We start from the raw sequence: 26,411 nt of genomic DNA on the forward strand, positions 1-26,411 counted from the left end.
GAGCAAATAGTATTGGAATATTTATGGAATTCTTTGGTACAATATTATCCTACTGCTCTTCTCTAACATAAAGCAATTGAAATACTTAACTTTTTTCCAATTATTCTAGATTAGAAAGTTATTTAATAATAATGAACCGTAGTAAACATCCCACCCACACCAAGTGCGCCATTATTTGTGACATGGTGTGGCATATGGCAATGGAAAGGCCATATGCCTGGGTTATTCGCTAGGAAACTTATATCCCATGTTTCACCAGAGGCTACGAGTATTGTATTTTTGAAAATTTGTGTATGTTCAGGAATAGGGAATCCATCTGCTCCAACAACGCTGAATTGATGACCATGTAAATGCATGGGATGGTGGTTCATTTGGATATTACCAAAACGGACTCGCACCATATCCCCATATTTGACGGGTAAAGGCTTAGTAAATGGATAGCATTTTCCGTTTATTGTAAAGAAGTTGAATTCTGGTTTGACAAAATTTAAGTTATACGTCCCTTTTGTCAGGTCTCCCCAAGGTAGCTCGCCAATAGCCCATTCTTGAAGTAAACAAAGATAATCTCTATATCTAGGCATGTGTTGCAATCTAGGATCTTCCACAATGAAACCACCTAATAGCCCTGCATTATCTTGTACGGCAACATTTACATGAGAATGATACATATAAGTACCAGGAGGATTTTTAATCGTAAAGTGATAATCAAAGTAATGCCCTGGTTCGATAAATGGGGACGGTTCGATGGGTGGAACGCCATCCATATTATTTGGCACAATTAATCCATGCCAATGAACGCTCGTCTTTTCAGGTAAGCGGTTAATGACTCGAATACATACGCGGTCTCCAGGGCATACACGAATAGTGGGCCCCGGTGTAGACCCATTGTATCCCCATGCTTTAATAAAAATTCCATCTACAAGTTCCCACCTGATTTCTTCAGCAATTAAAGTGAAAAACTTTGTTCCATTGGCTTGAATAACATAAGGTAAATCCTCGATGCCAGGGGTAATAACCATATAAGTCCTCCTAGTTGAGCTTTTTTATACTTTATCTTCTGCTACACACAACTGATACTTCCGTCATTTATATTGAAGAGAAAGCAAATTTATAAAGTATATGTGCCGGGTGGGTTTGTATGCTTGTGCTGTTAGGATTTTCAATTGTATTCGGGTATATTTTGTTTTGAAAATAGAAGGAGAGTGAATCCTTTTTTACTTACGGAAAATTACCTATTCAATTAATAGAACTTTGCAAATAGGCCTTCTAAATCATATAAATAATTTGGAGGAGTTTACCTATCATGATATAGGATATTTTTAATGTTTTTACATAAATTTCATATTTAGATAGATTGTTGAGTAATTGATTTAGTACACTAAATTTATGAAAAGAAAGGGGAAATAATAGTGAAAAAAACAATTTTAGCTGGCGCATTAACTATTACTTGTTTAACAGGAGGGTTTGGTCTTCAAGTACAGGCTCAGGGGAATTTAGATGTTCCTAGTTTGCCTTACGAAAAACCGCTTGTTGCTTCAACGAACGTTAGTCAGGTACAAGCTTTATCCTATCAAGACATCTACAAAATGTTAGTACTATCTAAATTAACATTTGAGGATGGTCAAATGACAGTAGTTACAGACAAAAATAGCATTACAATGGAAGTTTCATTAGAGATGATTAAGCAATCCTATGAGGATGGGACAAACCTTTATCCAGAGGGGAAAGCTGCTTTTATTGCCAGCTATGCAGAGTTTAAAAAAGTTTTTGGGGATACAATTAAGTTGAGATTTTCTCAAGCAGGAAAATCTGTTAAGGCTGAAATTTACGCAGAAGGAAAATGGCAGGCTGGTAGCGCACAAGAATTAAGTGACCTTCTTATGGTATTTAATCGCGCAGATATAGATTTAAAAACAGGTGGGTATTTCACAGATGTAATTGGACATTGGGCAGAAGGCTATATTCAATTTCTGTATCAAGTAGGGATTATAAACGGTACGTCTGACACAACATTCAATCCGACTGGGCAAGTAACACGTGGTCAATTAGCGGCAATGATTTTCAATGCATCAGGTTTAGATGTGAATGAAGATTATGAAGGACCTGCTACGTATAATGATATGCAAGGCTTTTGGGGTGCAAAAGAAGTAGCGATTTTACAAGAGTATGGGTTAATCGATATTTTTGATGGCGACAATTTCGAGCCAAATAAACCTGTAACACGTGAAGAAATGGCTTATGTAACAGCACGCTACTTGGAAGCAATGGAGTTTGATGTGCAAACAGCTAACAAAAATAATACATTTGCAGATAAAGGGCAAATGCGTGAGGAGGCGATAGAATCAATAGGTCTGCTACAGCAACTGAAAATTTTAGATAGTAGCAGTGGTAAGTTTAATCCTAAAGGCAATCTTACACGTGCACAGTTCTCCAAAATTTTGACACTTTCAGTAATGATGCTAGCAGAAGAAGAATAAAATAAAGAGATGTTTTACTCAATCTACAAACCCCATCTTGCCTCCTTTGTGAAGCAAGACGGGGTTTGTTTGCTTCTATAATCATGCAACTGGTTATGTTAAGAGGAAAGTATAATATTAATAGAAATAATGCTATAATAGAGAACTTAGGTAGATTAGGGGAAACATAAGCCTAATTGAAAAGAAGGTATCCGAAACTTCTTCCTAGATAGATTCGGACATATTATCGGAGGTGTAAAAATATGAATAAAAAATGGACTATTGAAAAAATCCGTGAGTATGTAACGAAGAATTCAGAGAGCAAACTACTTTCTACTGAATATCATGGGTTTTCACAAAAACTATTGTTTAAATGTTCTTGCGGGCAAAATTTTGAAAAAACTTTCACTAAATTTAAAGGTAGCAATCAGAGAAATTGTTCAGATTGTGTCGCACCTAGAACGTCACGTTAAATATTAACAAGTCATTAAAAAGATTATATAGAAAGTAGTGTCAGATTCATTCACTATTCTTAATCTTTTTGGTGCACTAAATATAAATTTGGAAAGCTGTCGAATATTCATTTCGGCAGCTTTTCCGTTTCCTACTCGCCGCCACCACCATCTCCACTAGCACTATCTGCAACACCATCAATACCTTGCAGGACAATATCTGAAAAGTCTAGGGCGCACTTTGGTAATTCTCCAATTCCTTCAGTACATGTGTAAATTTGTGTAGCAATGAGCAATGTATTGTAGTATTTAGGATTTAGTTTAAGAGCTTGGCAGATTGTTTCATGCACTTCTGTTAGTGCTTGGAACTCTTGCGTTTCAAATGTCGCCAATGCTAATAGGCAAACGACACTATAATGGCGTGGTTCAAGCTTAGCGTTAGTAGACATAAAAGTAGTTGTGAATGACCTTACTCTTTGCCATGTTTTTTCATCAAAAGTACCTGTGCCCATTGTTAATAATAAGGCAGCACTTTTACTCTCATCGCCACGTATAAAGTTGAAATCTACTAGATGTTTGTAATAATGCTCATATGTGTTGGCTAACACCACTGCCGATTCAGGGCGAGTTGCCAGCATAGCGCGTAATACGAGTGACAAAGTAGAAAATTTTAAGCTAGGCTGCTTCAAGAGTGCGTTAGAAAGCTCATCCATTTTTACAGCATGTACTCTGTTTTTAATGTACATGGCAGCTAAATAGGAGTTTTCAATGTTTGATAAACTCGTAGATGTGATGAGTTTTTGCATTTCTAGAGTTTGTGCTACTTTTTCGGGTTCTTTTGCAAATTGTATGTAATAAGCATTCGTTATGACTTTACTTACTCGTATTGTACTATACCACTTTGAATTTGCTTTAATTTCCTTTTTTATTTCTTCGTAATCACTTACACAGAATCTTATGCCCCTCACAGTTAATTGTGTAGCAATTTTCATGGTGAAATTATCAGTACCCGTCCCGAAATAAAGGCGGATTTTTTCCATATTATCTAAAAATAATTGTACTCGTTCTTTCATGCAAATCACCTCTTACATGAATATACGTAAATAATTTTTAGAAGTTTCAAAAAATTACTTTTCACTATAACTTTGAGTTGATTTCCGTTCTGGCTGGGCGTTTTCCGCGGGCGTGGGCTGTCCCCCCTTATCACTCGTATCTCGCTCTTGTGGGGACCCAGCTCTTATACTTATTCCACTTGAGTTGCCGCGACTGATGTTCCATTTGCTTTATATCGATATAAAATGATTCAAGAGCACATTCTAGTGTTGAGCCATTATTTTAGTAGTATAAGTTATTTAATGGATAGAAAGATCTTTACACTACCGTCTTTCGCATAAAATTCGAAATCAGTTGTATATGCTCTGTTTAAATCACTATTCCAAATCTCCACCCAAGCACTGTAAACCGCGTTTGGAACAGTTGGATCTACCTCTATGACATGGTAGTCTCCCGCAGGAATGGTAACATTACTTTCATTCGTAAATTCCTCTACTGTACCAATATGTAAATCATAATCCTCTGTGAAATCACTTTCGTAATTACTATACACCGCGTATACATCACCTTTTACATCTAAACGAAGAAACTCTTCCCATAGACTAAGAATGATGTCTGTATTTTGGTTATTGGTTCTTACCTTTTTCCCGTATATATTTTTTTCAGTAACTGTTGTATTCATATGAATTTCCTCCTACTAGTTGATGTTGAAAGTGTAGCATTCAAAATATGACAACAGTCTGTCAGCTTTCGTAGATAAATTTAATTTCGTCCATGTATTTATTTTTCAGCCATTGAGGAGATAGTATCTTTACATGCCTGCCAAACATTAATAGAAAGGGCAGTAGATTTTTATTGGTATCATAGGTAAAGGTCACGTTTACACGTCCATCTTCAAATACTAATATCTCATCCTCCGTAAAGAAATCGTATAACTTACCGAGTTCACTTTTTGAAAACAAAAGCGTAATCGTCTCCATTTTAGCAGTCATGCTTGTAGGAATTTCAGCTTTTTCAATATAAGTATGTCTAGTCTTGTCGTGTATAATTTCCATGCTTCTGATCCGCGTCAGCTTAAATAGTCTAAGGGCTTCCCGAGATTCACAATAAGCTTCTACATACCAACTGCCATTCATGAAATTTAACTTTATAGGTCGAATGATTCGGTTAGAGATGTTCGCTGTTTGTGAAACATATGAGATACAGATTTTATTCCCTTGTTCAATAATAGACAGGATGTTTTTAATCTTTACTTTTGTTTCTTCCTCAATAGTCTCACGATGCAAAGTAGAGGATGAGATGCTGATATTGGCATGCGCTACTTCTTTATTTTCTTTTAAAAGCTCAAGTTTTCTTTGCAAAGTGGATAATTGTTGATTGTCGAATAGTTCATTTTTTAATGATAACCCTTCTAATAAAAACTTCTTTTCTTCCTCATTAAAAGTAAATTTATCGAGTTGATAGTTATCGACTAATGTGAAGCCACCATTCTTTCCGAGATAAGAAATAATCGGAATACCGATTGAAGATAATGCATCGATATCTCGATAGATTGTTCGTTTACTGACTTCAAATTTACTGGCTAATTCTTCAGCAGAGATTTTCTTTTTCTGCAATAAATAGATCAATATCGAAAACATTCTCTCTGTTTTCATGCCTGGTATGACCTCCTGTAGCGTATTCCAAACATTTTAGCATGAAAATAATCTAATTGTTCAACACCTTTTCTCGCTATATAAAAAGTATTTTTTGGCTCATCACCATAACTGGGGGATGATTTCCGTTCCAGCTGGGCGCTTTCCGGGGGGCGTCCGATGAGCCGCTTCACTCGGCAAGCCTCGCTCCAGGGTCTCATCTAGGACGCTAATCCCCCAGGAGTCGCCCAGCCTCCACTCCAATCATCAAGCATTCTAAAATCAATTGGTACTTTAATCAAATATCATCCCTTTTTTTGATAACGAAACTATATTTTTGTAATAATGTCAATGATATACTTAAGTTTAGTAGATATATTTCGAGTGTCGTAAAGAGAATTTAGGAATTTGAATATAAAAGGAATGAATGAATATGGATAATTACTTTAATCAAACAACGGCCAAAAAGTTTAGAGAAAGCCTTCATTCGGATTGTTCTCAATGCTTTGGGTTATGCTGCGTAGCACTTAATATTACAGTATCCAGTGATTTTGCGATTGATAAACCAGCGGGGAAACCATGTCCGAATTTGCAACTTTGTTTTCAATGTGAAATTCACGAACAACTTAGAGAAAAGGGATATAGAGGCTGTACTGTATTTGATTGTTTAGGTGCTGGTCAAATGGTCTCACAGTACACGTTCAAAGGACAAAGCTGGCGTGAGAATCCAGAGATTGCAGAAAAAGTGTTTCGTGTTTTTCCAATAATGGAGCAATTATATGAAATGATGGCATATGTTTCAGAAGCATTATCCTATCCATTAACACCTGCATTACAAAAAGATTTAAGTCTTCAGCTAAAGCAATTAGCAACGTTAACAAAATTAGATAGCGAGACCTTGGTAGCGCTGGATATTATAAAATATCGTATGCCAATCAATGAACTATTGTTGAAAACGAGTTTGACTATTCGACATGCATTATTAGCAACCATTCCTTCAAAAAATAAGAGGAAACTTGATTGTAGAGGCGTTGATTGGATGGGGAAGAAATTAAGGGGGAAAGATTTAAGGGCGACTGATTTAAGAGGGGCTTACTTGATTGCAGCTGATTTACAAGATGCGGACTTACGAGGTGTCGATTTTATCGGAGCAGACCTGCGAGATGCAAATGTAAGTGGCGCAAATCTTTCTACAAGTTTGTTCTTAACCCAGATGCAAATTAATTCGACTAATGGAAACAAAAAAACAAAATTGCCTGCTCATATTCAAAGACCTTCGCATTGGTCTCAATAAGTAAATATATAGCTATGAAATAAAGTCACTTGTTATCCAACTTGCCATGGCTACAAATTAGGGTTTATTTTAAGCGAATTTTTTGCATAGCATTATTTTACTATGCAAGGATTTAGCACGGCGGCTTACGCTGTGCCTGCGGAAAGCGAACGCTAGAGCGCTAAATCCTTAAAGTTATATTTTTATTAGAGAATTAATTTTAAAAACACTTTTTCAGTGGCCTCACTAACGGTAGTAGTGCGTTTTATTCATATTGTCGCATGTTCTAAGTTATACTGGTGGTTGAGCTAATTGATTGGAGCTGGTGATAGGTGTTAAAAAAACAAATAGAATTATTAATAAATGAGCAAGCAAATATTAAATTATTAGATGTGGAAAATGCGTATGCACAAAAGCATGCATTGTTAAATGATGAAGCAATGGTAGATACGACTTCTCTACAATTTAATGTGATTGAACGTTGTGATAAGGAAACGGAAGAATTGTTAGCGGAAGAAACAGCTTCGTTTCTTACAATGACTGTACACTATTTAAAAGAGCACCCAAATGAATTTATGTATGTGACGTCTAATCGACTTGATGTCATTCGAGTGGATACGTTTGCTCTTGAATTCGATGAAGCGTTTGGTGTATATAGTGCCTTATTTGGACTTCGACTGCAAAAGAAGCAAAGTGAGTTTTTACACACGTATTTAAAAGCTCATTTGCAGCACGAGAAGATGACGTATAGTGCGGCATTTTCTGGGGAAGACGGTCTTTGGGAAGTAAACCTTGCGTTAGATGCACTGGATGGATTTAATGAGCAACAAACATTTGACGAAGTACTTGTACGTCTATATTGCTTTATTTTTGTGCTTCTTGAAGAACTTGAGGCGATTGTATGATGAAAACACAAGTTTCTTCCTATATTTATACGTATACATGGCAAATTGATGAGACAGAGTTATGTAAATTAGAGATGCGCTCGTTGTTTGGTTTTGATGTGGCGTCAAACTTAGTGATCTCACCGAAAAAAATTGAGCCTAGTAGAAGCCCATTCATCCGTAGTCGTTTAGATGTATTATGCGAAGCAGATGATCTTGCAGAAATTGCCCGATTTGCACAAAGTTTAGAATTAGGTGAGGCTACTTTTAAAGTACTCTGCTTAAATACATTAGATCTAGGGGAGACCAAGAAAATTCGGCAGGATGAACGCCATCAAGTGGAGCGAGAAATTGGCTTAAGTATGCAGGCCGAGCCAGATTTAAAGAATCCTGATATGGTATTTGGTGTTGTGTTGTATAATAATCGCTGGTATTTTGGTCATTTAGTTGAGGGAGAGGCCATTTGGTTCAAGCATCAACAAAAGCCTGAAATGTATTCGACGGCCCTTAGTACACGTGTAGCACGCGCAGTCGCTAATGTTGCGATTCCTGATCCAGCAGGCGTACGAGCGATTGACCCGTGTTGTGGCATTGGCACGGTGTTAGTAGAAGCGTTGTCTATGGGGATGGATATTGTAGGAAGTGACATTAATCCGCTTGTCGTTATGGGTTCACGAACAAATATTGCTCACTTTGGCTTACAAGGTGAAGTGAAAAAAGGCGATATTGCACAAATTACGGAAAGCTATGATGTAGCTATTATTGATATGCCTTACAATCTATTTACGCATATATCAACAGATCAGCAATTTACTATCATTAAAGAGGCACGACGAATTGCTAATAGAGTCGTACTTGTAACGATCGAAACGATTGACGATATGGTAAAAGAGGCAGGCTTTACGATTATCGACCGTTGTATTGTGAGAAAAGGTACGTTTGAGAGACAAGTGCTAGTATGTGAATAAAGGATGTCCAACAAGGTCAATGCGTGACTTTGTTGGACATTTTTTGTTTTAAACCATGATGTGGAATACATAACTCAATAGATAACCCATGAGGATAAATGTCAGAAACGATCTCTTTGGTACATGTCGAATGTTATGTAGAATAAATTCAGATATGCTAGTCGTTGCGATCAGTGCGATGGATACACCCATCAACATGCTTTGCCCCTGATTCGAGAGCTCCGTGAAATGACCAATCCAGACAAATAGACTAAAGAAAATAGAGAAGCCGCTAAAACAAAGAAATAATTTCCATAATCTTTCACCCTGAGACAGGAGAGCTATAGTAAGTGCAAAACCCTCAGGAAGATGGTGAAGAATAACTGAAGTCGTGATTGTAATACCAAAAGTAGCATTTCCTAGTAAATTCCCGACAGTTAAGGCTAGTGGAATCGTATGCAGTAACATGGCAATTGCGAGCAAGTAGAGCGATGGCTTTAGAGTGATAGTGGAATGGAACGATTTATGGAGTATAAGAAATAACAGATAGCCGATGATAACACCAAGTATGATGCCGAAAGAGTCATACATTTTTAAAGAAGACGGCAGGATGTCGTTTACGAGTAATCCGACTAAAAATCCACCACATAGCAGCGATAAACCTTGAGTTGTATGCTGGAATAACCTAGAGACGAATAAAGCAACAGCCCCTCCGATACTAATACTGAAGAAAAGAAATCCACCAAGCATCATCGCATTCAACTGCACTATTCCTCCACCCCATAGTAAGTACAAAACCTTTCTAAATAATGTATGAAAAGAACGGGCTTTTATGAGAAGACAGTTAGAAGGAGTAGCAATATGATGAGCAAGAATCTAGGTTTAAATACTAATAATTGACTGAATATTGTTTCGATTCTATACTTCTTAATAGTAAGACATTAGCTAATAGACTGTTAGGAAAGTAATACGGAAGTTTGTAATATGCATGAGAAATCGAAACACTGTTAGTCATTGATCACAAGATTCATAGTCATACAGATTCATTTAAGTAGTCAAATACTATTGATGAAAGCGGGGATTTCAAGTATGAAGTGGGATGCGAGTTATGATGTAGTAGTAGTCGGTTCAGGTGCAGCGGGCTTAACAGCGGGATTAACGGCAAAGCTACAAGGAATGAAATCATTAGTCATTGAAAAAACAGATCGTTTTGGCGGAGCATCTGCTATATCGGGCGGTGCACTCTGGATCCCAAACAATCATGTCATTAAAGCAGCGGGTGTGCCGGATACACAGGAAAAAGCTCGTTTATATTTAGATTCAACCATTGGTGACCGAGTGCCAGCCGCGTTGAAGAATGCCTATATTACACGTGGTCCAGAAATGTTGAGGTTTCTCTATAATAAAACAAATCATATGCGCTTTCAGTACGCAAAAGGCTATTCAGATTATTATCCTGAAAAACCAGGTGGCTTCTCACAAGGGCGTTCAATTGAGCCGTTATTATTTGATCTAAAGAAGATGGGTACGTTAGTTAATACAATGCGTCGTTCAACGATGTCCACAAAGGGCTTTACGATGAACAGTTATGAATTCCATAAAGTGAATATGATTAAGCGTACGACAGTTGGCAAAACAACAGCATTAAAGCTAGGGCTGCGTCTCGTGAAATCCAAAGTAACAGGTAGTCAGCCAGTTGCCTTAGGCGAATCACTTGTTGCACGCCTACGAATGTCACTTGCAGAAGCAAACGGCGAGTTGTGGGTATCGACGTCTTTTAAAGATTTTATCGTTGAACATGGTCGTGTCATTGGTTTACTTGTAGAACGTGAAGGCCAAGAAATGCGTATTGAAGCCAAGCATGGGGTTGTACTTTCCTCTGGCGGCTTTTCACACAATCAAGCCTATCGTGAGAAGTATTTACCAACACCAACAAGTGCATTATGGACGTCATCGCCAGAAGGTCAAACGGGCGATATCATTGAACCTAGCGTCAGAATCGGCGCACAGTTAGACTTAATGGACCGTGTATGGGGAGCCCCTTCAGTAATTGATCCGAATGGCCATCCATTTTTCTTGGTCGCAGATAGAGGTGTACCAAATATGATGGTTGTGGATAATGATGGAAAACGTTATTTAAATGAAGCCGCGCCTTATCATGAGTTTGTAGATAATATGAATAGCCATCATCAAAAAACGCAAGCGGCGGTACCTTCATGGATTCTGATTGATGGTACTGCGAAAAGTCGTTACATTTTCACAGGGTTATTCCCGGGGCAAGCGTTCCCGAAAAGCTGGTATGATAATGGTATTGTGAAATCAGCACAGTCTATTGAGGAACTAGCGCAGCAAATGCATGTGCCAACCGAAAATTTAGTGGCGACTGTCGAGCGATTTAATGCCTTTACACGCAACGGTTGTGATGAAGATTTCCACAGAGGGGATAGCGCTTATGATAATTATTACGGGGACCCAACTTTGAAAAATCCGAACTTAGCAGAAATGAAAACAGCACCGTTCTTTGCACTTCGCCTATACCCAGGCGATATTGGGACAAAGGGTGGCTTAGTCATTGATGAGCATGCGCGTGTAGTAAAGGCAGACGGTACGCCAATTGAAGGCCTATATGCATCGGGTAATTGCTCGGCATCTATTATGGGTGAAACCTATCCTGGACCTGGGGCAACACTTGGGCCTGGTATGACCTTTAGTTATATTGCAACGACACATATGGCGAATACCAAGGAAGAAGCTGATAAAGCATTGGTAGAGGCATAATTAAACAAAATCCTCATCATCTAAAAAGATGATGAGGATTTTTATGCTACTAAAAATGTATACCTGGTTTGTCGCTTAGTTTACAGCCAGTCCCGTATTTTGCTTTTAAAGCACCTTTGAAATTTGTTTCTTCAAGCCCAGGGTACTCTTTCTTCCATAACTCAAAGACGTTGTGATTAGAAGCTGCTCCGTCTTTTGAAAGACGTACGATATGGAAGCCATATTCGTCGTTGCAACGCGCCATTGCACGATTCTCGCGAACAGAAATGATACGGCCGCTCGCTGTAATTTCATATAGTCCTTCGTAGTCAGTAATTGCGCGGCTTTCTTCTTCAACGGAAGAAGTATCAGCTTTAACTGGTTCTTCCTCGAGAGAAACTGAGTCTGCTGTAGCAGCAGTTTCTTCTTGAGCAGGAGGATCTTCGACGATCATAAAGTCTTTGTTGGACGCTTTGTCACTCAGTGTTGACATAACGTTCATGATGGAGCCGACATAATGCATTGGTGTGTCGTTATCTTCCTCATAAACGAATATATTATAGTCTGTTTTATTGATCTTTTTCATAATAATATTGCCGTTTGTAATGGTGAAACCGATAAATTTATTTTTGTTTAATGCTTGTAATGCCTGTTGTTTCGTTAAAATCATTGTGAGTCTCCTAAGAAATGTTTTCTCTATTTTACCATAAAATAGAGCTCTCTTCGATTAAATATTGAACTGATTTGTTGTGTGGTATTGGTAGGGGCCTCTTTAGTCAAGAAAGCAGATTGATGCAATATTCCCCATGTTTCTTCTTCGATGTTTCATAAAAGCGTAACAGAAGTCTCTATCTAATGATTTTTAAAAATGGTAATATTAAGTATTGTTTATTTTTGTAAATATTAATTAATTTTTGATGACATTTGTAAAATAATTAATGTGAGGTGTTATTGCTTGATTAATGTATTAGGGGGCATTGGGTTATTTTTACTTGGTATGACGATGCTTACCAACGGTTTGAAAGAATTGGCTGGAGACGCATTGAAAAAATGGCTGAACCGTTTTACAGGTGGTACGATTACCTCTGTTTTATCGGGGGCATTAATGACGATGATTGTTCAATCTTCAACAGCGACAACGTTAATTACAATTGGTTTTGTTAGTGCAGGCTTACTAACATTCATACAATCCATAGGTGTCATTATTGGCGCGAATATAGGTAGTACGAGTACAGGGTGGATCATTTCACTAATCGGTTTCAAAATTAATATGCAAACGATGTCTTTGCCATTTATCGCACTTGGAGTATTTGTCCAATTACTAGCACCACGTGATTTTAAAGCGGCGGGCGGAATATTAACTGGTTTCGGCTTACTGTTTTTGGGGATAGATGTGCTGCAAGGTGGTATGGCTTCTGTACAAGACATGATTCCATTTGATTCATTCCAAGCTGATTCAATTAGTGGAAAACTGATTTTAATCGTACTGGGGCTTGTCATGACAGTTATTATGCAGGCTTCTAGTGCGGCAATTGCAGCGACATTAACGGCTCTTTATGCAGGGGCGATTGATTTTGAACAGGCTGCTTATTTAGTAATCGGTCAAAATATTGGAACGACAGCAACCGCGCTTTTTGCAGCGATTGGTGCCTCAACAGCTGCAAAACGTACGGCAATGACGCATGTCGTGTTTAATGTAGCAACAGCGATAATTGTAACGTTCGGCGCGTCACTGATGTTTTCACTGACAAAAACTGTGACGACAGCGATTAATGGTAGCTTCGATGCAACGCTTGGTATTGCAGTGTTCCATACGCTATTTAGTGTAATTGGTGCGATTATTTTTGTTCCATTCATACGACCATTTGCACGTTTTATCGAGAAAATGATTCCTGAGAAGGGTAGTTATTTAACGCGGAATTTGGACGATAGTGTCGCGAAAGTTCCTGGAGTTGCTGTAGAGGTATCATTCAACACGTTACAGGATATTGCGAAGGAAATAACAGCAGTTATTGTGGCGCTAATTCAGACGAAAAAAATGACGACCGAAACGGAAAATAAATTGAATCAAATTGAAGAAGCAATTGAAAAAACACGTGCTTTCATGGATTCGATTCAATCGACCTCTACAAAGGATCGTTATAAACATATTTCGCTGTTACACGCGCTAGATCATTTGTATCGTTTGGCAAAAGCATTACGAGAGCAAAATCCCAATACACTGCAGTTACAACCAACTTTGACAGAGAAGTGGTTACATGTGTTGGAAGAAGTACTTATCACAATTGACGAAGATGCGAAGCTTCCTCAAATAGCAACGCTATTACAGGAGACTTCAGCAGAAATGGCTGCTGAACGACGTGATAAACGAATTGCGTATTTTGAGCGTTCTGTGGAAAATGCAACTGAGCTTGAAGTGACAGTATCGAAAGTCGAAGCATTATTATGGCTCGATCGTCTTGTCTACCATTACTGGCGTTCAACTGCTCGCTTAGCCGAATACCAAACGGCAACGAAAAAAAGCAAGCACGGGGAAGTAACAAAAAACTTTGCCTTAATGGATTAAGAAAATGCTCTGCTCTCAGAAAGTTGGGGGCGGGGCATTTCTGCTTGCGGTCTAAGGATTCGATTGGAAAAGATTGTGACTATGTGGTTCTAACTGACTGCTTTACTTATTATAATGTATTTATATATATGGTAGTTAGGGTAGGGTCGGTGTTTACCTTGAAGTTGGTTGTCATCATATTCAATACTGCATATGTTATTACATTTTTGTTGATTGTAGCAGAGGGTGCTTGCCCGCGGAAAGCGACCATACCGGAGCGGAAATCAACCTATCACTATAATAGTAATGGTGAGATTAAGTTAATCAACACTACTGATTGAATACGTTATTTTTATAGTGAAAAATAGATTATGTTTTTCTTGCTAGGTAAGCGCCTGTAGTGGAATGTGCTGTTAAGTACAGATTTTTGTGTAGGGCCAAAATTGTCTAATAGAATTTTAGAAGGGGGTATGTTTTTATGGTTCAACATACATTTAGGATGGATTTAAAGTGGGGAGATGGACGAAATGGCTCTGGTGTCTTAAAAGCAGACAAGCTAAAAAGCGAGATCTCTATTCCTAAGGAAATGGGTGGCCTCGGTATAGGGACAAACCCTGATGAAATGTTACTTGGTGCAGCGGCAACTTGTTATTTAATAACATTAGCAACATTACTTGAAAACTCTAAAGTTCAAGTGGCGAGTTTATCGATGCGGGCTGAAGGGATTGTTAATGTGTCGAATGGCGTTTTTACTTACGAGAAAATACTGCATAAGCCATATGTTCTATTGGAATCTCCGACGGAACGTGAAAAAGAGCGGGTCATGAGAATTGCAAAAAAAGCAGAGCAAACATGTATGATAAGTAAGGCGTTAAAGGGCAATGTGATGATAGAATCTTATGTACAAATTGAACAAGCACGATGATTACTTATGTAGTCATCGTTTTTTTATTTTATTTAAAATTTCTGCTGTATTTACTTTGCCTAAATAGTTCTATTAATGGCCAAATCGAATATATAAGTGATAAGCGCTAAAATTGAAAGGTTGATGCTATGGAACAACAAGCAACACAAAGTGCAACATTTTACGGACAATACGGGAAAAGGATATTCGACATAATAGTTGCACTTGTATTGCTGATTGTCATGTTACCTTTTGTATTTGTTGTCTTACTCGTTTTATTGCTCACTACTGGACGACCTGTTTTCTTTACACAAACCCGAACAGGTTTTCAAGGGCAACACTTTATGATTTGGAAACTACGAACAATGGAGATGCGTACAGTCTCACTTGATATGCCTATCATGAGTGCAGACGGCATACCGGATGATTATTTTTTTAAGACTGCATCGGATGCACGTGTTACAAAAATTGGTGCTGTTCTTCGGAAGTTAAGCATTGATGAAATACCACAACTCATTAATGTATTAAAAGGAGAGATGAGCATTGTTGGTCCAAGACCTGAAGTTCCGACGATTACGAATGCTTACAACGTGATACAGGCAGGTCGGTTAGATGTGAAACCAGGTTTAACAGGACTGGCACAAGTTAATGGCAGGTCAGATATTTCACACGGGCAAAAAATTAAATATGACTTAGAGTATGTTGGAGAACAAACTTTATGGCTAGATATCAAAATTGTTGTGAAAACCCTATATGTTGTTTTAGCAAGAACAGGCGCTTACTAATACACACAAGAGGGCCCATTGATTCTAATGGTTGCTCGTTTTGAAGTGCCGAAAAGGCAAGACTTATTGTTGGAGGCATTGGCTGAACTCACTGAAATTCCTGGGCAACTTCATCTTATCGGTGATGGTTCACTACGCCCTTCACTCGAAAAATGTGTAGTAGAACATAATCTAGTGGGGCGAGTATAATTTTGGGGCAATCGAATGGATGTGACACCGCTGTTAGAAAAAAGTCAGTTATTTTTTGTTATCAGATTGGGGAGGTTTACCATTCTCAATCATCGAAGCAATGCGTGCAGGCCTTCCCATGATTACTATAAATGTTGGAGGAGTCAATGAGTTAATAGTAGATGGCGAACATGGTTTTCTCATTGAACGTAATGAGAAAGTGTTACTGAAGAAGAGTTTGCAGCAGTTATTGAGTGACGAGACACTAAGAAAAAAATGGGCAACATTAGTGAACGACATTTTCTAAGGAATTTTACATTTCCCCCAATATATCAAAAACGCTACATGTCTAAGAGCAAGCATTTGCGAAAATAGGTGGGAAAGGTGATAAAACTGCAAATAATACGTATACAAACGGTTAGGGAACTTTTGCTTTATAAAGGATTTTGGGATGGGATTTTAGAAGCTGAGCAAAATGATAACCCATTTATTGAATTTGCTTGGTTCCATAAATGGTGGCAAATCGTAGGTGCTAATGAGCGAGTAGTCGTATACGCCGTAAAAAAAGACAATGATATTATAGGCTTTTTTCCGTTCAGTATAAAAAAGAAACTGGGTACAAATATATTTTCTTTGACAGGATCAAACATCGCTAATTACTCCGGTTTCGTTGTAAAAAAAGGTGGGGCGATGCAGGCTGTTTCTTTTGTGTTTGATGAAATATTGAAGCGGCATCGTCATGTGCTTTTTTTGTTTCATGGATTACTAGAAAGTGGAATTTCTTCACAAGTAATTGAACGGTATTTTGTTGAACGACAATCGTATACGAGTATCTTTCGTACTGTAACACCGTATCTAGCATATGGACAAACTGATTTCCTGACGTTATTTAATGCTCGAAAAAAAATGCACGGGTTAGACGGTCAGGAGAAGAAGTTGCGAAATCTAGGCTCATTAAGCGGTAAGACATCTGAGCAAACTGAGCTTTGGCAAATGTTTAAGTTGTTTGATAGGTGTTGGTCGCAAAAGATGGATACGAGTGGTTTTACAGTTGGTAAGAAAAAGGATTTTTTTGAGCAACTAGCACTTGTTGAAGGTGAGGCTTTACAAGTAGAGGTCGATTCATTGGTTTTTGAAAACCAATGGATCGCCTTTACGTATGGCATCTGTTGTAGAGGACGTTATGTTACGTATGCTTTTGGGCATGAGCCGAATTTTAATCTATTTGGAGCAGGAAGTTTGGCCAATCAAGAAACGATGAAACGAATTTTTTTACAGGGATATAAAGTTTTCGATTTGAGCATTGGTTATGCCCCGTATAAATTTGATTGGTATACAGATATTGACTTTACGAGAAAAGTACTTGTTAGTGGCGAGACGAAGCGCGCTAAGCTATTGCATATGTGTTTGGCTACAAAAGAACGCGCGAAGGAAATCCTTAAAAGTAGTCGGCGAATCGTAGAGTGGAAACGTAATGTATTGGGACAATGGCGTTATTTAGTAAAACGTGGTCATATGAAAGACTGGCTACATTATACTCGAAAACTATTTGGGAAAATATTTAACTATAAATATATAGATTTATATGAATTAGCAGGATCTTCATCAGGTATTCCTCTTCGACCAGTTGGGCAACTTTATGAAGAAATGCCCATTCAAGAAGCGATGCAACTGGAGCATGATAATTTGATTGCATTATTTTATAAAGGTTATACCATCTATAAGGATTGTTTTGCGAAAACAAGTAAACGCGCTTTTGCTATGCATTCAGAGTATTGGCGTATAGATGCTTTGCAAATTGTCGAGCGACTTCCAAAAAACACTTATTTTTTAGCACATGACGATAGTCAAAATATTGAAGTCACTACTGCCTTTTTTCAAAAGATAAAACCAACAGAAGCACTTTGGGTGACAGCAAGCTTTTGGCAATGGCGGAAGCGGAAACGATTACAGAAACTGGGGTATAAGAGGATTTCTCATATGAAACTTGTGAAATGTGGTCGTTTTGAGCGTAGTCAGGTGAAAAATTTATCAGAGAATGGGGGAGGTATTCATTCTATCAATTAGACGCAAGCGTTGGAATATGGCAATTCAGCATATTTATTTTGCAGATAAGCCTACTGTTGTCAGAAAAAAAATGAAGCTAGTACGGCACGTACATTCTCTAATACCGAGTCGGAAATTGGCAAGAAGTGAAACAGCTCATATTTGTTTAACACATGATGAAGACAGGTTACGTTCAGCAATGTCAATGAGAAATCTACAAATGATAGAGTGTGCACAGAAAGAGCCATATCAAGTGTTTTTATATGAAGACCCAACGCCCCATAACTTACGTGATTTTCAGAAATTTTATAATCAGATTGCAAAAGAAAAAAAGATAGAGCCAATTGGTCGCCGCCAAATGGGCACGTTCAACTTATTAGCAAGAGAAAACGCGCTGTTATTAACGGAAGTGCGCAGCGAATGTGGACAAACATTATGCTACGGTATGGATGTTGTTCATGGGAAAAAAGCGATGTCCTATTATGTTGCGACAACGAATCTTTTTATGAAGCCCGAACATTTGAAACAACCCATTCGATATGCGCATTGTTATTTACTTTGGCATAATTTACTTTATTTGAAACATCGAGGCTATGAATTATATGATATGGGCGAGTTAACGGATGAAGTTGCTCTTAGAGAATTTAAGCTTGGCTTTGGTGGGCAAATTGTAGATGTATACTCAGGGTATATTGCGCAATCAAAAATAAGCGCGCTGCTATTAGGTGTGCAAAAGTGGAGTAAACAAAAATCAAATTGAGAATTGGTAGATTAGTCATATGATTTTATTGTCTGAAAAATGGACAAACAGAAATGGATTTCCGTGTGGATTTACAAGCTGCAAAAGTAATTTCTGTTGACCAAATCGCAAACATTAAATCTATTGTTTTTTCCACGTAACCTAATAAATCCACATTATTTCACTGCATGTATGGATATGGGTCTTTTGTGTTATCGAGGGAATGAAGAACATATATTATACAAGGCTACAAAAATTACGGAAAAAAAACACGCTAATGAGAATTGGTAAATTGCTCGATACTTACATTAATATTTCTGGACATCATATTGTACGATTAGAAGACATGCAGAAAGAGGCATTTATTAATGTACGTTCAAGCGCTTTTTTAAGGCCTTATTGTGCTTTATTAAGCAGGTTTGAGGGTTTGAAAGTAAGGCGTATTATGTCGGGGATGCTTATGGCGGCCAAGGAGGGGGCTTATTATCATTTATGGTGGCATCCCCATAATTTTGGCAAGTATATGGACAAAAGTCTAGCAATGCTCGAGAAGCTATTGCAGTATTATAAAGAATTGAAAAAAATATAATTTTCAAAGCTACTCGATGCAAGAAGTAGCAATGCTTTGTAGGCAATAACATTTCTCCATCGGAATGTTATTGCTTTTTTGTAATTTCGAGAAAAGTTTGTTGTTAAGTAAGGAGGAATTTGACAAGGAGTGCCGAATTTGTTAATTACAACAGGTAGTGTGTAAGCATTAGAAACAAATGGGGGAATTTGGGGTGACGGAGATGACACAAAAACCAATTTGGATTCAAAATATTTCACAGTTAGTGACGCTTTCTAGTAAGAAAAAGGGGCCGCGTGTACGTGAAGAGATGAGAGAATTAGGAATCATTGAAGGTGGAAGTATTTGGATAGAGAAGGGCGTTATTAAGGATGTCGGTACAACACGCCAAATGATTTTGAAGTATTTATCAAGGGCCAAAGAGGCAGATATAGTGGATGCAACGGGTAAAATTGTGACACCTGGATTGATCGATCCGCATACACATGTAGTGTTTGGGGGGAGTCGTGAGAACGAGTTTGAAATGCGTATGGAAGGTGCAAGTTATATGGATATTATGAATGCTGGGGGAGGCATTCATGCCACGACGCGAAAAATGCGTACATTATCAGAGGAACATATTTTCAATCAGACGGCAAGGCGCTTAGACTTATTTTTACAGCATGGGGTGACAACGTTAGAAAGTAAAAGTGGCTATGGCTTAGATTTAGAAAACGAGCTCAAGCAATTACGTGTAATGCGTAGGTTACATAAAAAACATCCAGTTGATATAGTACCGACATTTATGGGGGCGCACGCAGTACCTGAAGAATTTCAAAACAATCCGGATGCATATGTTGACTTAGTAATCGAAGAAATGATTCCAGCAGTAGTACAAGAGGACTTAGCGAAATTTATAGATGTGTTCTGCGAGGTGGATGTCTTTACGCCAGAACAATCAGAACGAATTTTACTGGCTGGTAAGGCACATGGGCTGATTCCAAAAATCCATGCGGATGAAATTGAAGAAAATCAAGGAGCACATGTGGCAGCAAAAGTTGGCGCTATTTCGGCGGAGCATTTACTGAAGGTATCAGATGAGGGGATCGAAGAGCTTGCGAAATCTGGCGTAATGGCATGCTTATTGCCGGCGACAGCATTGTATTTGGGGGAGAAACCAGCACGAGCACGGGCTATTATTGATGCCGGCGTACCTGTAGCCATTTCAACGGATTGTAATCCAGGCTCTTCACCAACTATCTCAATGCCGCTTGTGATGAATTTAGCGTGTATAACAATGCAAATGACACCAGCAGAAAGTTTATGTGCTGCTACCTATAATGCGGCCTGTGCTTTACAAATTGAAGACCGTGTGGGTTCGATAGAGGTGGGGAAACAAGCTGATTTAGTATTATGGGATGTGCATAATCATCAAAAATTGCATTATATTTTTGGTGTTAACCACGTGAAGATGGTATGGAAAAATGGTGTGAAGGTGGTCGGTTAGTATGTTTATAAAACCCAAATGCTGCTGGGAGGAGCGTAGAGGCTCAGGCTTGCATCAATGGATTAAGCAGAAAGAAAACCCCCAACCAAGTGAGGTAGATGTGATTCTGTACGGTTCATTATTATCGTATAAAGATGATCCAACAAAGACTGCACAGTACCCAAATGCTTTTCGTGAGGCATGGCCCAATTTCCAATCCTATAATTTAGACGAACAAATCAACTTACGTGCATTATCTGTTGTCGATATTGGTGATGTATCCATTCATCCAACCGATAAAATGCTGTCCCGTTCTGCAGTAGAAGCTGCAACTGAAAATTTGTGTATGGCGTACTCAAAAAGCTTTACGTGTTTAATTGGCGGAAATCATGAAATGACCGCCTGCACACTGCGTGGTATTAAAAATGCGTATCCACAAGAACGCATCGGCGTTATTCAATTAGATACACATTTAGATGTGCATAACCATGTGGCAAATGAACTGGGCAATAAATCGCCAATTCATCAGTTAATTGGAGAGGGAGTCGTAGAAGGGAAGCATATTTATCATGTTGGTTTGCATGGATTCTTCAATTCGCCAGAAATGATTTATTACGCGCGTGAGCAGGGGATACATTTGATTACGCTGAAGCAAATGCGGCGTGATGGTCTGCAGCTAACGATACGCGAAGTGCTACGTCAGCTTATGTATGAGGTAGATCGTATATATGTTTCGGTGGATATGGATGTACTCGATAATCCATTTGTACCCGATGTCCCGGCTGCTGCGCCAGGTGGTTTAACTGCATATGAATTATTTGATATTTTAAAGCTTGTCGGTGAAAATGCAGGTGTACGCCATCTTGATTTTGTGTGCGCTGATTCAAATGAAGATGAACTGCATCAAACAACAGTGAAAACGGGTATTACTGCATTCTTAAACTGGCTGACGGGCATTCAACTCGAACGTCATCGCATTCAAATGAAATAGAAACAGTAGGTTATGGATGTTTCTATAGCCTGCTGTTTCTTTTATGTATGAAGAAAGTCTAATAACAGCTTAGAGCAATCATTGTTTGCTATAATACAAGAATGATTGATAGAGAGGATTTTCAACGATGACAACAAAACCAAAACTTTTAATTGTAGATGGAATGGCACTATTATTCCGTTCATTTTTTGCTTCTGCAGCAATGGGGCATTTTATTCGCTTGCCAGACGGGACACCAACAAATGGGGCACAGGGGTTTGTACGTCATGTCTTAACAGCGCAATCACTAATGCAGCCTACGCATATGGCAGTTTGTTGGGACATGGGTTCGCACACATTCCGCAATGATTTATTTGACGGCTATAAAGCAAATCGTCCCGCACCACCGGAAGAAATGCTACCTCAATTTGATATGGCGAAAAGTTTATCTGAGCAAATTGGCTGGCAAAACTTCGGTGTTCCAGGAATGGAAGCAGATGATTTAATAGGCTCGATGATTGAAAAATGGCAGCACGATGCAGATATTACTGTTATCAGTGGAGATAAGGATTTATTGCAACTATTAAACCCATCCACACAAATTGCGTTTACGAAAAAAGGCTATACCGAATACGATGTGTATACGGATGCCCGCTTTAAGGAGGAGTACGGCATTGAGCCTGTACAATTCGCGCAGGTGAAGGCGTTTATGGGTGATTCAAGTGACGGCTATCCAGGCGTTAAAGGAATCGGACCAAAGCAAGCTTTAACACTTATTCAAACATATGGCTCTATTGATAACGTACTTGCCTCTTTAGAGGAATTAAAGCCGGGACAACGTACGAAAATCCAAGAAAACATGGAGATGCTGAAGTTATCTCATGAGCTTGCGACAATTCATACAGGTGTACCAATTGAAGCAGACTTTACGACTCTAGCGTTACAAGATTACGAACAACAGACGTTTAAAGCCCTAGAAGAGCAAGGCTTCACATTAATTGCGAAGCAGGTACGTTCTTTGTATTCTCTTGTTTAGGAGCTATTTTTACGAAGCTTAACACTTTTTCATTATCTTTATAGTCGGTGATACGGATTTCACTATCTCGATTGCGACCGCCGTTATCGTGGAAAATCAAGGATAGCGTGCCATTATGAATTTCATAGCCAATCAGTGGTACCCAGTGATAGGCATAGGCAGATTTTTTGTCGCGCCACTGCAAGCTAAAATAGCGGTCGAAGCGTATCGCAACTGGGCGACCTGCATCGATTTCTTGCATTGCAACTTTCAGAGAGCATGCTCGTATGTCCCATGTTGGGAGTAGTTTACGTAGATTATGAATTAAGCGCCATCGAAAAAGGCCTATTTTTGTGCAACCAAGTGCTTCATAAAGGTCATTAACAGTTGGTGTCGCGATGCCAAGATATTGTAGAATTACATGTACAGTAGTTGGTCCACAGGCTGAGTTACGATAATTTGGCAAGATTGATGAACCGTATTGTGATTTTCCTTGTAACGGTAATTGATAACGCATAAGTTTCTCCTTTGAAAAAGAGCCGCATTTCACGTTGAGTGAGAAATGCGGCTCTTAATTAATAGATAAAAAGTAAAATCTTTCATTGCTGTCTAGGTATTCGCGCCGCACGCTCGAGGTCGCGGTCTGCTCCCTCGTGCGAAAGTGGTGGAGCATTTACTTTCGCACGAGGGCTCTCCAGCGCTTGTCGCGTGCGAACGCGAATACCTTTTCTTATTATTGTGCTGATAAGAAGTCGATAACCTGTTGAGGTGATTTAGCGTTTGCGCTATGTAAGTGTGCTAACTTTTCACCGTTTTGGAAAATCAATAAGCTTGGAATGCCCATTACATCGTATTTGTCAGCGATTTCTGGAAGTTCATCGCGGTTAAGCTCGTACCAGTCATAGTTGTTGTAATCAGCAATGATTGGATCGATGAACATGTCCATGCGTGTGCAATCAGGGCACCAACCAGCATAAAATTTCACTAGTACTTTTTGGTCGCCAGCGATCAGTTCGTTAAATTGTTCAGCAGTTGTAATTGTTTTCATTAGTAATTCACTCTCCTTGCTTATTATTCTACACATTTTTTACATTTCTCGAAAGTTTTCTGTTTGCCGTTTTGAACGAAACTACTTGTTGTCGTGTTTTCGCTCGTAAAAAACAAAAAAAGATATATATTACAAAAATATTTGTTGAAAAAAGATTGCCAAAATTAACAAAATAATCTACACTAAAAACAGAAAAGGTTCATTTGTATTTTTTTTGGTCATAAAATGAATGACTATTCATTCAAGGGAGAATAAGGGGGAATTGCTTGTGACTTACAACATTAAAAAAGCGGCCGTTCTAGGCTCAGGGGTAATGGGCTCTGGGATTGCAGCACATTTAGCAAACATCGGTATTCCAACACTACTATTAGATATCGCACCCAAAGCACTAACAACAGAAGAGGAAGCAAAGGGGCTTTCTCTGGAACATCCAGCTGTTCGCAATCGTTTTGCTCAAGGTGCTCTACAAAAGTTATTGAAGCAAAAACCAGCACCACTTACTTCTAAGAAAAATTTAACATTAATATCTGTAGGCAACTTTGAAGACGATTTAGAAAAGTTAAAAGACGTTGACTGGATCATTGAAGTTGTCGTTGAAAATCTAGCAATCAAACAAAATTTATATGAAAAGATTGATGCCGTTCGTACACCAGGCACAATTGTTAGTTCAAATACATCAGGCATTAGTATTGACGCAATGGCAGAAGGGCGTTCAGAAGATTTCCAGAAGCATTTTTTAGGGACACACTTCTTCAACCCGCCACGTTACTTAAAATTATTAGAAGTGATTCCAGCAAAAACAACTGCACCAGAAGTTGTAAGTTTCATGAAAACATTTGGGGAAGATGTTTTAGGAAAAGGTGTCGTACTAGCGAAAGATACACCTAACTTCATTGCAAACCGCATTGGCACATATGGTTTACTAATCACTTTGCAGGAAATGATGAAAGGCGGCTACTCAGTTGGGGAAGTTGACTCAGTAACGGGTCCAATCATTGGGCGTCCGAAATCAGCAACATTCCGTACATTAGATGTTGTAGGGTTAGATACGTTTATTCATGTAGCGAAAAACGTCTATGACCAAACAACAGGCGCAGAGCAGCAAGTATTCGTAGTGCCAGAATTTCTACAAAAGATGGTGGAAAAAGGCTGGTTGGGAGCGAAATCGGGGCAAGGTTTCTTTGTCAAACAAGGAAAAGACATTTTAGAAATCGATCCGAGCACATTAGAGTATAGTCCAACGAAGAAATTGAAAACGCCTTCTATTGAAATGGCGAAGCAAGCTCGTGGTCTAGCAAATAAAGTGAAAGCTTTAACGTATGCAAAAGACCGCACTGGTGAATTACTTTGGAATATCTTCGCGCCAACTTTAATTTACTCGGCACAACTTCATGGAGAAATTGCAGATGATATCGTGGCAATCGATAATGCGATGAAATGGGGCTTCGGTTGGCAACAAGGACCATTTGAAACATGGGATGCACTTGGTGTAAAAGAGTCCGTAGCAAAAATGGAAGCAGAAGGTCTTGAAGTACCTGCATTTGTCAAAGAAATGTTAGCAAAAGGCTTTGACACTTTCTATTCTGAAATTGATGGCGATTTAGCTTTCTACAATGGAGCAGAGTACGTAAAAGTGCCACTGAATGAAAAAGAAATCAACTTAAAACGTTATAAGAAAAAACATGGCGTGATTAAGTCAAATACAGGTGCTAGCTTAATAGATTTAGGTGACGGCATCGCTTTACTAGAATTCCACTCCCAATCAAATGCAATTGGCTTAGACATTATACAAATGATTAACTTTGCTGTTGACGAAGTAGAAGCAAACTACAAAGGCTTAGTCATTGGGAACCAAGGAAAGAACTTCTGCGTAGGTGCAAACTTAGGCATGATTTTAGTGGAAGCACAGGATGATAATATTTTCGAACTAGATTTCACGATTAAAGCTTTCCAAGATGCTATGCAAAAAATTAAGTATTCTCGTAAGCCAGTAGTTGCAGCGCCGTTTGGTATGACACTTGGTGGTGGAGCAGAAGTTTGCTTACCAACAGCGCATATTCAAGCAACGATGGAAACATATATGGGATTGGTAGAAGTTGGAGTCGGACTAATTCCTGGCGGTGGCGGTAACAAAGCACTTTACGAAAAATTCCTTAAAGGGTTACCTAAGGGCGTAGAAGTAGACTACCAAACGATTGCAAATAAAGTGTTTGAAACAATTGCCACAGCGAAAGTTTCAACATCAGGTGAAGAAGCGCGTGATAATAACTTCCTGAACTTTGCGGATGGCATTTCAGTAAATCCTGATCATCAAATTTATGATGCGAAACAAGCAGCTTTAGCGCTATATGAAGGAGGCTACTTACCACCTGTTCCAACGAAAATTCCAGTAACGGGTGCTTCAGGTTACGGAACGTTAGTTATCGGTGCACAAGGTATGCTGCAATCAGGCTTTATTAGCGAGCATGATTTAAAAATTGCAAAAAAATTAGCGTATGTAATTGCGGGTGGTAAAGTTCCATATGGCACATTAGTTGATGAACAATATTTATTGAACTTAGAGCGTGAAGCATTTTTAAGCTTAGTGGCAGATCCGTTGTCACAACAAAGAATGCAGCACATGCTTCTTAAGGGGAAACCACTTCGTAACTAATAGAGAAACCATTCGATACTATTTGTACATGTAAACAAAGGGGGATTTA

Annotated in this window: 25 protein-coding genes; 17 read left to right on the forward strand and 8 right to left on the reverse strand. The window is 38.7% G+C overall.

What is annotated here, in order from left to right; genetic code table 11:
- Positions 1-122: 122 nt before the first annotated feature.
- Positions 123-1,019 carry a multicopper oxidase family protein gene (locus tag ACIQ2D_RS17305; protein WP_402866201.1) on the reverse strand — a complete coding sequence of 299 codons (897 nt, stop codon included), beginning with the start codon at positions 1,017-1,019 and terminating at the stop codon, positions 123-125.
- 390 nt (positions 1,020-1,409) lie between these two features.
- Here ACIQ2D_RS17305 and ACIQ2D_RS17310 point away from each other — a divergent pair, with 390 nt between their 5' ends.
- Positions 1,410-2,477 (forward strand): S-layer homology domain-containing protein, encoded by a 1,068-nt coding sequence (locus ACIQ2D_RS17310; protein WP_402866203.1) that lies wholly within the window; start codon positions 1,410-1,412, stop codon positions 2,475-2,477.
- Between the two features lie 242 nt (positions 2,478-2,719).
- On the forward strand, positions 2,720-2,929 hold the full coding sequence (locus ACIQ2D_RS17315) for a hypothetical protein (RefSeq protein ID WP_402866205.1): 210 nt from the start codon (positions 2,720-2,722) through the stop codon (positions 2,927-2,929).
- Between the two features lie 131 nt (positions 2,930-3,060).
- Here ACIQ2D_RS17315 and ACIQ2D_RS17320 read toward each other — a convergent pair whose 3' ends face one another.
- From ACIQ2D_RS17320 to ACIQ2D_RS17330, 3 genes are all read right to left on the reverse strand, one after another.
- Positions 3,061-3,981: a DUF4003 family protein gene (locus ACIQ2D_RS17320; protein ID WP_402866207.1), complete on the reverse strand. Its 921-nt coding sequence runs from the start codon at positions 3,979-3,981 to the stop codon at positions 3,061-3,063.
- A gap of 275 nt (positions 3,982-4,256) precedes the next feature.
- Complete coding sequence (locus tag ACIQ2D_RS17325; protein WP_402866209.1) at positions 4,257-4,643, reverse strand: GyrI-like domain-containing protein; 387 nt, start codon at positions 4,641-4,643, stop codon at positions 4,257-4,259.
- A 61-nt stretch (positions 4,644-4,704) separates the two neighbouring features.
- Complete coding sequence (locus ACIQ2D_RS17330; protein WP_402866211.1) at positions 4,705-5,616, reverse strand: helix-turn-helix transcriptional regulator; 912 nt, start codon at positions 5,614-5,616, stop codon at positions 4,705-4,707.
- Positions 5,617-6,028: 412 nt separating this feature from the next.
- Between ACIQ2D_RS17330 and ACIQ2D_RS17335 the strand changes: the two genes are divergently transcribed.
- The 3 genes from ACIQ2D_RS17335 to ACIQ2D_RS17345 all read left to right on the forward strand — a co-directional run bounded on the left by ACIQ2D_RS17335 (position 6,029) and on the right by ACIQ2D_RS17345 (position 8,720).
- Positions 6,029-6,889 (forward strand): pentapeptide repeat-containing protein, encoded by an 861-nt coding sequence (locus tag ACIQ2D_RS17335; protein ID WP_402866212.1) that lies wholly within the window; start codon positions 6,029-6,031, stop codon positions 6,887-6,889.
- 311 nt (positions 6,890-7,200) lie between these two features.
- Positions 7,201-7,773: a branched-chain amino acid aminotransferase gene (locus ACIQ2D_RS17340; protein ID WP_402866214.1), complete on the forward strand. Its 573-nt coding sequence runs from the start codon at positions 7,201-7,203 to the stop codon at positions 7,771-7,773.
- Entirely contained in the window at positions 7,770-8,720 is a 951-nt protein-coding gene (locus ACIQ2D_RS17345) for a TRM11 family SAM-dependent methyltransferase (protein WP_402866216.1), read from the forward strand. Before ACIQ2D_RS17340 ends, ACIQ2D_RS17345 begins: the two co-directional genes overlap by 4 nt.
- A 48-nt stretch (positions 8,721-8,768) precedes the next feature.
- Here the strand turns inward: ACIQ2D_RS17345 and ACIQ2D_RS17350 are convergent, their stop codons facing one another.
- Positions 8,769-9,467, reverse strand: coding sequence for a ZIP family metal transporter (locus ACIQ2D_RS17350; RefSeq protein ID WP_402866218.1), 699 nt, complete (start codon positions 9,465-9,467; stop codon positions 8,769-8,771).
- 321 nt (positions 9,468-9,788) lie between these two features.
- On the opposite strand from ACIQ2D_RS17350, the gene ACIQ2D_RS17355 reads away from it, so the two are divergent.
- Positions 9,789-11,477 (forward strand): FAD-dependent oxidoreductase, encoded by a 1,689-nt coding sequence (locus ACIQ2D_RS17355; RefSeq protein ID WP_402866220.1) that lies wholly within the window; start codon positions 9,789-9,791, stop codon positions 11,475-11,477.
- Between the two features lie 49 nt (positions 11,478-11,526).
- Here ACIQ2D_RS17355 and ACIQ2D_RS17360 read toward each other — a convergent pair whose 3' ends face one another.
- On the reverse strand, positions 11,527-12,126 hold the full coding sequence (locus tag ACIQ2D_RS17360) for an NUMOD4 domain-containing protein (protein ID WP_402866222.1): 600 nt from the start codon (positions 12,124-12,126) through the stop codon (positions 11,527-11,529).
- 285 nt (positions 12,127-12,411) lie between these two features.
- On the opposite strand from ACIQ2D_RS17360, the gene ACIQ2D_RS17365 reads away from it, so the two are divergent.
- From ACIQ2D_RS17365 to ACIQ2D_RS17410, 10 genes are all read left to right on the forward strand, one after another.
- The gene (locus ACIQ2D_RS17365; RefSeq protein WP_402866224.1) at positions 12,412-14,022 is read left to right on the forward strand and encodes a Na/Pi cotransporter family protein; all 1,611 of its coding nucleotides are present in this window, start codon (positions 12,412-12,414) and stop codon (positions 14,020-14,022) included.
- Positions 14,023-14,479: 457 nt separating this feature from the next.
- Complete coding sequence (locus ACIQ2D_RS17370) at positions 14,480-14,926, forward strand: SACOL1771 family peroxiredoxin (protein WP_402866225.1); 447 nt, start codon at positions 14,480-14,482, stop codon at positions 14,924-14,926.
- A gap of 128 nt (positions 14,927-15,054) precedes the next feature.
- Positions 15,055-15,690, forward strand: coding sequence for a sugar transferase (locus tag ACIQ2D_RS17375; protein WP_402866227.1), 636 nt, complete (start codon positions 15,055-15,057; stop codon positions 15,688-15,690).
- 18 nt (positions 15,691-15,708) lie between these two features.
- Positions 15,709-15,879 carry a hypothetical protein gene (locus ACIQ2D_RS17380; protein ID WP_402866229.1) on the forward strand — a complete coding sequence of 57 codons (171 nt, stop codon included), beginning with the start codon at positions 15,709-15,711 and terminating at the stop codon, positions 15,877-15,879.
- A gap of 100 nt (positions 15,880-15,979) precedes the next feature.
- Positions 15,980-16,165 (forward strand): glycosyltransferase, encoded by a 186-nt coding sequence (locus ACIQ2D_RS17385; protein ID WP_402866391.1) that lies wholly within the window; start codon positions 15,980-15,982, stop codon positions 16,163-16,165.
- A gap of 77 nt (positions 16,166-16,242) precedes the next feature.
- Positions 16,243-17,925, forward strand: a complete 1,683-nt coding sequence (locus tag ACIQ2D_RS17390; protein WP_402866231.1) for a GNAT family N-acetyltransferase — start codon at positions 16,243-16,245, stop codon at positions 17,923-17,925.
- Between the two features lie 16 nt (positions 17,926-17,941).
- Positions 17,942-18,664, forward strand: coding sequence for a hypothetical protein (locus tag ACIQ2D_RS17395; RefSeq protein ID WP_402866233.1), 723 nt, complete (start codon positions 17,942-17,944; stop codon positions 18,662-18,664).
- A 770-nt stretch (positions 18,665-19,434) separates the two neighbouring features.
- The gene (gene hutI, locus ACIQ2D_RS17400; RefSeq protein WP_402866234.1) at positions 19,435-20,697 is read left to right on the forward strand and encodes an imidazolonepropionase; all 1,263 of its coding nucleotides are present in this window, start codon (positions 19,435-19,437) and stop codon (positions 20,695-20,697) included.
- A gap of 49 nt (positions 20,698-20,746) precedes the next feature.
- Positions 20,747-21,667, forward strand: coding sequence for an agmatinase family protein (locus tag ACIQ2D_RS17405; protein WP_402866236.1), 921 nt, complete (start codon positions 20,747-20,749; stop codon positions 21,665-21,667).
- A gap of 127 nt (positions 21,668-21,794) precedes the next feature.
- Positions 21,795-22,682 carry a 5'-3' exonuclease gene (locus ACIQ2D_RS17410; protein WP_402866238.1) on the forward strand — a complete coding sequence of 296 codons (888 nt, stop codon included), beginning with the start codon at positions 21,795-21,797 and terminating at the stop codon, positions 22,680-22,682.
- On the opposite strand, the gene ACIQ2D_RS17415 is transcribed toward ACIQ2D_RS17410, so the two are convergent.
- Both ACIQ2D_RS17415 and ACIQ2D_RS17420 read right to left on the reverse strand, forming a co-directional pair.
- A complete protein-coding gene (locus tag ACIQ2D_RS17415) occupies positions 22,636-23,178 on the reverse strand; it encodes a C39 family peptidase (RefSeq protein WP_402866240.1) in 543 nt (180 codons plus the stop codon). The genes ACIQ2D_RS17410 and ACIQ2D_RS17415 overlap by 47 nt on opposite strands.
- A gap of 216 nt (positions 23,179-23,394) precedes the next feature.
- The gene (locus ACIQ2D_RS17420; RefSeq protein ID WP_402866242.1) at positions 23,395-23,709 is read right to left on the reverse strand and encodes a thioredoxin family protein; all 315 of its coding nucleotides are present in this window, start codon (positions 23,707-23,709) and stop codon (positions 23,395-23,397) included.
- Positions 23,710-23,977: 268 nt separating this feature from the next.
- Between ACIQ2D_RS17420 and ACIQ2D_RS17425 the strand changes: the two genes are divergently transcribed.
- Positions 23,978-26,362, forward strand: a complete 2,385-nt coding sequence (locus tag ACIQ2D_RS17425) for a 3-hydroxyacyl-CoA dehydrogenase/enoyl-CoA hydratase family protein (protein WP_402866244.1) — start codon at positions 23,978-23,980, stop codon at positions 26,360-26,362.
- Positions 26,363-26,411 lie beyond the last annotated feature (49 nt).

Origin of the sequence: Lysinibacillus sp. NPDC097287, assembly GCF_044761695.1 — a bacterium.
Taxonomy (GTDB): domain Bacteria; phylum Bacillota; class Bacilli; order Bacillales_A; family Planococcaceae; genus Lysinibacillus.

Excerpts from the sequence above, each read along its gene's own strand:
- ACIQ2D_RS17305 (WP_402866201.1), bottom strand. The coding sequence starts at position 1,019 with ATGGTTATTACCCCTGGCATCGAGGATTTACCTTATGTTATTCAAGCC.
- ACIQ2D_RS17315 (WP_402866205.1), top strand. The coding sequence starts at position 2,720 with ATGAATAAAAAATGGACTATTGAAAAAATCCGTGAGTATGTAACGAAG.
- ACIQ2D_RS17320 (WP_402866207.1), bottom strand. The coding sequence starts at position 3,981 with ATGAAAGAACGAGTACAATTATTTTTAGATAATATGGAAAAAATCCGC.
- ACIQ2D_RS17325 (WP_402866209.1), bottom strand. The coding sequence starts at position 4,643 with ATGAATACAACAGTTACTGAAAAAAATATATACGGGAAAAAGGTAAGA.
- ACIQ2D_RS17330 (WP_402866211.1), bottom strand. The coding sequence starts at position 5,616 with ATGAAAACAGAGAGAATGTTTTCGATATTGATCTATTTATTGCAGAAA.
- ACIQ2D_RS17335 (WP_402866212.1), top strand. The coding sequence starts at position 6,029 with ATGGATAATTACTTTAATCAAACAACGGCCAAAAAGTTTAGAGAAAGC.
- ACIQ2D_RS17345 (WP_402866216.1), top strand. The coding sequence starts at position 7,770 with ATGATGAAAACACAAGTTTCTTCCTATATTTATACGTATACATGGCAA.
- ACIQ2D_RS17355 (WP_402866220.1), top strand. The coding sequence starts at position 9,789 with ATGAAGTGGGATGCGAGTTATGATGTAGTAGTAGTCGGTTCAGGTGCA.
- ACIQ2D_RS17360 (WP_402866222.1), bottom strand. The coding sequence starts at position 12,126 with ATGATTTTAACGAAACAACAGGCATTACAAGCATTAAACAAAAATAAA.
- ACIQ2D_RS17370 (WP_402866225.1), top strand. The coding sequence starts at position 14,480 with ATGGTTCAACATACATTTAGGATGGATTTAAAGTGGGGAGATGGACGA.
- ACIQ2D_RS17375 (WP_402866227.1), top strand. The coding sequence starts at position 15,055 with ATGGAACAACAAGCAACACAAAGTGCAACATTTTACGGACAATACGGG.
- ACIQ2D_RS17385 (WP_402866391.1), top strand. The coding sequence starts at position 15,980 with ATGCGTGCAGGCCTTCCCATGATTACTATAAATGTTGGAGGAGTCAAT.
- ACIQ2D_RS17395 (WP_402866233.1), top strand. The coding sequence starts at position 17,942 with ATGGCAATTCAGCATATTTATTTTGCAGATAAGCCTACTGTTGTCAGA.
- hutI (WP_402866234.1), top strand. The coding sequence starts at position 19,435 with ATGACACAAAAACCAATTTGGATTCAAAATATTTCACAGTTAGTGACG.
- ACIQ2D_RS17410 (WP_402866238.1), top strand. The coding sequence starts at position 21,795 with ATGACAACAAAACCAAAACTTTTAATTGTAGATGGAATGGCACTATTA.
- ACIQ2D_RS17415 (WP_402866240.1), bottom strand. The coding sequence starts at position 23,178 with ATGCGTTATCAATTACCGTTACAAGGAAAATCACAATACGGTTCATCA.
- ACIQ2D_RS17420 (WP_402866242.1), bottom strand. The coding sequence starts at position 23,709 with ATGAAAACAATTACAACTGCTGAACAATTTAACGAACTGATCGCTGGC.